The sequence below is a fragment of the Cryobacterium sp. RTC2.1 genome, from assembly GCF_035018685.1.
In the GTDB taxonomy this organism is placed as follows: Bacteria; Actinomycetota; Actinomycetes; order Actinomycetales; family Microbacteriaceae; genus Cryobacterium; species Cryobacterium glucosi.
The window spans coordinates 1-6,710 of record NZ_JASJXJ010000183.1 but is presented as its reverse complement, the minus strand read 5'-3'; the positions used below and the strand labels follow the sequence as shown (position 1 = coordinate 6,710).

At 71.1% G+C, this 6,710-nt stretch carries 4 protein-coding genes; all 4 read right to left on the bottom strand.

Translation table 11 applies throughout. The features are described from left to right. Positions 1-1,804: DUF2207 domain-containing protein (locus QN357_RS16890; RefSeq protein WP_323505245.1), on the bottom strand; the 1,804-nt coding region annotated here is incomplete at its 3' end. 9 nt (positions 1,805-1,813) lie between these two features. Beyond that, positions 1,814-3,301, bottom strand: coding sequence for an SDR family oxidoreductase (locus tag QN357_RS16885; RefSeq protein WP_134449560.1), 1,488 nt, complete (start codon positions 3,299-3,301; stop codon positions 1,814-1,816). Positions 3,302-4,234: 933 nt separating this feature from the next. Next, positions 4,235-5,950: an ATP-dependent helicase gene (locus QN357_RS16880; RefSeq protein WP_134449559.1), complete on the bottom strand. Its 1,716-nt coding sequence runs from the start codon at positions 5,948-5,950 to the stop codon at positions 4,235-4,237. After that, a partial coding sequence (nudC, locus tag QN357_RS16875; RefSeq protein ID WP_323505244.1) for an NAD(+) diphosphatase occupies positions 5,941-6,710 on the bottom strand: 770 nt, incomplete at its 5' end. The genes nudC and QN357_RS16880, both read right to left, overlap by 10 nt.

Here is a 6,710-nt window from a genome sequence, read left to right as displayed (position 1 = left end):
ACGCGGTGCCCGACCACGCCGACGTCGTCGAGCTCGCGAAGCCGCTCAGGCTCGCCGCGAAGAACCCGGCGTTGAACGCACCGGTGCCGTAGTACCAGTCCGGCTGGGACCGGCTCTGCGCGTAGTACTCACCGAGCACGGCCGACCAGTCCTTCTCCTGCCCGAACAGCACGGCGAACGGCAACAGGCGCTCGTAGAGCTTGAGGACCTGCAACGGCTGCCCGGGGTCGACCATCATTTCCGGGCTCCCCGGCTCCGGGCGGTACGGCGAGCGCAGGGCGCCCTGGGGGCTCTGCAGCACCCGCAACCTGTCGGTCTCGGCGACTCCGATGTACAACCTGACTCCTTCGAGGTAATCGCGCAGTTCCGCCCCTGCTGCGGTGAGCGGGCGGATGCTCGACGCGAGTGACACGGTCGTGATGGCGCCGATCAGCCCGGCGAGGAGGACCAGGAACGGCCACGCCCCGCCGATCTCGAGCGCGAGACCGACGACGCCGCCGAGAACGGCGACGAGGCCGCCGACAACGGAGAGGCCGAGCAGCGCGGAACGCAGGGACCCGCCCTTCTTCTCACGGAAACCGGCGGGGATCGCCGCCCGGCGGGTCGCCCGCAGTTCGCCCTGAAGCGCGGTGGTGAGGCTGGTGCTCTTCTTCTTGAGGTCGCGCTGGGTGCCCGGTTTCAGCCCGGGAAAGAGGTGGCCGAGCATGGAGAGCTCCGTCGCGTCGACGCCCCGGGTGTCCCGCAGCTCGAGCAGGTAGTGCTTGGACCCTGAGCCTTCGAGCACCCGCACGTTGCCGCGCACGGCGAACTGCAGGAACTGGGCGGTGATGGCCTTCGTGGACGTGCGGGTCACCTCGCCGGCCTGGAGCAGGTTGACACCCTTCGGCGGCAGGTATTCGGCGATGATCGTGGGCCGGCCGGGCGCATTGCGCCAGCGGGTCGCCCGCAGGGCGATCGCGAGGGCGGCGCAGACGAGCGCGAGCACGGCACCGGCGAGGCCGACGGCGGGGATCGGGCTCGCGAAGAACGAGTTGTCCCTCGGCACGAAGGTACCCGGGGTGAAGCCGACGACCAGGGTGAGTCCCTCATGGGCGGCAAGGCTGCCGCTGCTCGCGCTGATCCGGGTTCCGGTCGTCGCCGCCGCACTCGAATCCGTGCTGATCTCGGAGCAGTCGGCCGAGGAATTCGTCGATCCCTGGAGGCACCTGGCCTGGCCGGTCAGCCGGCCGGTGAGCTCAGGGTCGACCGTGAGCGTCGCGGAGACGGAGCCGAAGGGCTGGGCCCAGCCGGTTCCGTTGACCTCCCAGTAGAACTCCTCATCCTGCGCATCCGTCGGAACGAGGGTCACGTCACGCTGCGTGTATGTGATCACATAGGTCTGCGCGCCGTGCACGTAGCCGTCGGCTGCGCTCGTCACGATGAAGAAGTCGCCGGCGTCGCTCTCGCTCGTGTCGCTCGGCCGCGGGGCACCGTTCTCGTCGGTGACGCTCACAAGGTCGATCCCGGTCGGATGCCCGTCGTAGTGGCTCGGGATCGACCGACGGATGCCGTGGTTCTGATCGAAGTCCGGGAACCGGGCGACGATGGTCTCCGTCGTCGTCAACGCGGAGTGCCCGTCCGCTGACCGGCTGAGCACGAAGTCGGAGTGCATCGAATCGAAGCTGAAGTCGTCGACGCCGCCGGGCACGGAGCCGGCGGGCTGCCCCAGGGGCGCGGCCGCGACGGCCGCCGCGGGCACCGACAGGGTGAGGAGGGCGAACGCGCCCAGGATGGTGACGAACAGGGATCGAGCCAATCGGCGCATGCCCCCACTCTAGCGAGCGGGCTGGGGCGCAGACGTCGCTTCGGCCGTGGCCGTGATGCGGTTGGCCATCCCGCTGAAGATGATCCCGTGGAACGGCAGGATCGAGAACCAGTAGAGCCGGCCACCGAGGCCGCGTGGGAAGAACACGGCACGCTGCCGGTAGACGGAGCCACCGTCCGCGGCCGGTTCGGCGGTCATCTCGAGCCAGGCCAGCCCGGGAACCCGCATCTCGGCACGGAGCCGGAGGAAACGCCCGCGCTCGAGGCTCTCCACCCGCCAGAAGTCGAGCACGTCGCCGGTGTGCAGCCGTTCCGCGTCGCGCCGGCCACGGCGGAGCCCGACGCCGCCGACGAGCTTGTCCGCCCAGCCGCGCACGGCCCAGGCGAGAGGGAATGAGTACCAGCCGTTGTCGCCGCCGATGCCCTCGATGATGCGCCACAGTTCGGCGGGCGCCGCGGGGGTGTGCTTCGTACGAACGTCGGTGTAGACGAGGTGCCCCGCCCACTCCGGGTCGCTCGGCAGCGGGTTGCTGCTCGCCCCCTCGATCGAGGCGTTCCGCCAGCTGGTCTCGACGTCGCCGTCGCGCATCCGCCCGAGCGCGAGCCGCACGGCCGTGCGGTACCCGGTGAGACCGCCGTCGGGGACGGGGATGTACCCGTCGATGTCGTGTTCGCCCATCACGCAGTCGTTCTGCAGGGAGGCGATGATCGGCACGGCGAGGTTGCGCGGGATCGGGGTGACGAGGTTGACCCACTGCGAGGCGAGCCACGGGGTCAGCACCGGCAATGAGGCGATCGGGCGCTGGCGAAGTCCCGCCTCGAGGGCGTAGCCGTTCATCATCTGCCCGTAGCGGAGCACGTCGGGACCGCCGATATCGAAGGTTCGGTTGACGGAGTCGGGCAGGTCCGCCGCGGCGACGAGGTAGTAGAGCACGTCGCGCACGGCGATCGGCTGGATCTTGTTCCGCACCCACTTCGGTGCGGGCATGTACGGCAGCACGTCGGTCAGGTGCCGGATCATCTCGAAGGACGTCGAGCCGCTCCCGATCACGACGCCGGCCTGCAGGGCGGCTGTCGGCACGCCGGAGGCCAGCAGGATCCGTCCGACCTCGGCCCGGGAACGCAGGTGCCGGGAGAGGGTCTCGGTGTCCGGGTGCAGCCCGCCGAGGTAGACGATCCGCGAGACGCCGGCCGCCGCAGCTGCCGACGCCACCGTGCGGGCGGCCCGCGCCTCGGCCTGCTCGAAGTCGCCCGAACTGCCCATCGCGTGCACGAGGTAGTAGACGACGTCGATCCCGGCGCACGCCGCGTCCACGGCGTCGGCGTCTGCGAGGTCGCCGACCCGGATGTCCACCCGGTCCCGCCAGGGGACGTCGGTGAGCTTCTGCGGCGAGCGCACGAGCACGGTCACCTCGAATCCGGCGTCGAGGAGGAGCGGAACCAGCCGCCCGCCGATGTAGCCGGTCGCCCCGGTCACGAGTGCTCGTCTGGCAGTCATGGTCAGAGCCTAGGGCGAATGCCGGCGCTGAGGCTGGGAGCCTGCCGGGCCTGTGGATGAATCGCTCGCGCTCGATGCGAATCCGGCAGGATCGGCGCATGACTCTTCGACTCGACCCCCGGTATCCGCTCGTCTGGCGCTCGCCGGACACCATCCAGCTCGGCGTCGACCACCCGGCGCTCCGCCTCCGCGTGCCCGGCCCCGGCCTCGAACGCGTCATCGACGCGCTCCGGTCCGGGGTGCCCCGCAGCGGCGCCGTCATGCTCGGCCGCACGGGCGGGGCGACTGCAGAATCCGTCTCCGCCCTCCTCGCCGCGCTCCGCCCGGTCCTGCTCGACGACCTCGGGCCGGAGTCCTCGACGCCGGCGCTCCGGCACTGGGTGTCCGTCGACGGGCGCGGCACGACGGCCGCGCGGCTCCGTTCCTTCCTCGACGACCTCGGGCTCGACACCCACGAACTCGACGACGGTGTCGGCGGAAGCGCACGGGTCGCCGACGATTCCGGCTACGGCACCGGCATCCGTTTCAGCACCGCGAGCCGCACCGGCGCGGATGCCGCCGCCCCCGCGGACACGGACCTCGCGGTGATCATCGGCCGGTTCGCGATCGAGCCGGCACGCTACCGGCGCTGGCTGAACCGCGACGTGCCGCACCTGCCGGTCGTGTTCGGAGACCGGAAGGTGCGGATCGGCCCGCTCGTGGAGCCGGGGCTGGGCCCGTGCCTGTTCTGCCTCGAGCAGGCCAGGGTCGACGCCGACCCGGCCTGGCCCGCGATGGCGAGCCAGCTGGCCCACCGGCCTGCGCCGACGGAGTCAGCGCGTCGTGGCCTCGAGGTCGCTGTCCGGGTTGCGGGGATCGTGCAGGATCGGGTGCTGTCCGGTCACTCGGCGCTCGCGGGCGTCTCCCTGTCGATCGACGCCGCGAGCGGAAGGATCACGCGCCGCGTCCACCGGCCGCACGAGCGTTGCGCATGCCGAGCTCTGTCAGGAACCGCGATCGTTCCCTCGGTGCCCGTTGCTGGTGCCCGGACGCGGACCAGCTCAGGGCGAGTCGCCGGCGTGCCCTGGTGATGCCGACGTAGAGCAGCCGGCGTTCCTCGTCGATCTGCTCGAAGGTACCCGCGTAGCTGATCGGGACGAGCCCCTCTGACAGCCCCACCACGAAGACGGCGTCCCATTCGAGGCCCTTGGCCGAGTGCAGCGTCGCGAGGGTCACCGCCGAGACGGTCGGTTCGTGCTGGCCTGCCTGCCGCTCCATCAGTTCGTCGGTGAACTGGCGGAACGTCGTTCCGGGCGCGGCCTGGTCGACGAGCCCCATGATGGCGTTGAGCGATTCCCAGCGGTCCCGCACCGCACCGGCGGCCTCCGGCGCTGTCTGGCTCCAGCCGAGCGAGCGCAGCACGTCGCTGGCCGACTTGAACAGCGGCTCGCCCACGATCGAAACGGATGCCGCTCGCAGCTGCATCACGGCCTGCTTGACCTCGGTGAGGTCGAAGAACCGCTTCGATCCACGGATCTGGTAGCTGATGGACAGGTCGCCGAGCGCGGTCTCGAGCGCCGCGGCCTGCACGTTGACCCGGTAGAGCACGGCGATGTCTTCCGGCCGGATGCCGGATTCGATCAGTTCGAGGATCTGCTGGGCGACCCCGCGTGCCTCCGCGAGGTCGTTCGCGTACTCGTGCACGCTCGGTTCGACCCCCGGCTCCGCCGAGTGCGCGCGCAGGGTGAGCGCCCCGGTGCGGCCGCGCATCAGCTGGTTCGCGGTCGTGACGATCGCCCCCGTCGACCGGTAGTTCTGTTCGAGGCGCACGACCGTCGCATCCTCCCAGCGCTTGGGGAAGTCGAGAAGGTAGTCGCTGCGGGCGCCCGCGAAGGAATAGATGGTCTGGCTGGCGTCGCCGACCACGCACAGGTCCCTGCGTGGCCCGACCCAGAGGGCGAGCAGGTCGTGCTGCAACGGCGACACGTCCTGATACTCGTCGACGACGAAGAACCGGTACTGCTCGCGCACCTGCAGGGCGACGGAGGGTTCGGACTCGATCATCCCGGCCATCGCGAGCAGGACATCCTCGAAGTCGATCTGCTTGCGCTCATCCTTCAGCCGCTCGTAGCGTTCGTGCATCGCCACGACCTGGTCGGCGTCGAGCCGGCCGGGCAGGCTGCGCCTGGCGATGCCGGCGGCGTAGTCCTCGATGCTGAGCCCGGTGGTCTTGCGCCACTCGACCTCGGCGGCGAGGTCGCGCAGGGTCGCGGTGTCGAGCCGGAGTTTGAGCTGTTCGGCGGCGTGGCCGAGCAACCGGCCCTTTCCGTCGAGGATGCGCGGCGCCTGGCCGCCGACGACGTGCGGCCAGAAGTAGTTGAGCTGGGAGAGCGCTGCGGCGTGGAAGGTGCGTGCCGCGACGCCGCCGGCGCCGAGTTGGCGCAGCCGGCCCCGGAGTTCCGCGGCGGCCCGCGAGGTGAAGGTGAGCGCCATCACCCGGTTCGGGGCGTACGCGCCGGTCATCACCCCGTAGGCGATCCGGTGGGTGATCGCGCGGGTCTTGCCGGTGCCTGCGCCCGCGAGCATGCACACCGGCCCGACGAGGGCCTCCGCGGCGATGCGCTGCTGGTCGTCGAGGCCGGCCAGAAGCGTCTCGGGGGTCAGCGCCATCCGGCGACCAGGTCGGGGCCGAAGTCGATCGGTCCGCCGTACCACTGCTCGATGATCGCGCGTGCGATCGAGGAGCGGCCGGGCAGGATGATGCTGTCGCCGGCCGCGGCCAGTTCGGAGCGGCTGAACCAGCGCAGGTCGAGGATCTCGTCACCGTCAGGCAGGACACCGTCCGGCTGCTGGCCGTCGGCGAGGCGCGCGGTGAAGCCGAACATGATCGAGGCGGGGAACGGCCACGGCTGGGAGCCGAGGTAGACCGGGTCGGTGACGCGGAGGCCGGACTCCTCGAACATCTCGCGGATGACGGCCGCCTCGAGGGACTCCCCCGGTTCGACGAAGCCCGCGAGCAGGGAATAGCGGTTGTTCTCCCACAGGGCGTTCGACCCGAGCAGGATGCGCTCGTCGGCATCGGTGATCAGCACGATCACGGCGGGGTCCGTTCGGGGGAACACCTGGCTGCCGTCCACGGGGCACCGGCGGCTCCAGCCGCCGCCCTCGACCTCGGTTGCGGCGCCGCAGCGCGGGCAGTGCGCGTGCGAGGCGTGCCAGTTCGCGAGCGCGAGCGCTTCGGTGAAGAGGCCGGCGTCGCGGTCGGAGAGGGCGCTCGCGACAGTGCGGAGCGGCACCCAGAGGGACTCGTCCGGTTCGAGGGTCGCGGCCGCGCCGTCGTCGAGGATAACGGCGACCAGGCGGGTGCCCGCGGGTTCCGCGCCCTCGTCGGCGAGGGACCTGCCGAGGTAGAGCTCGATCGGGGTCTGCG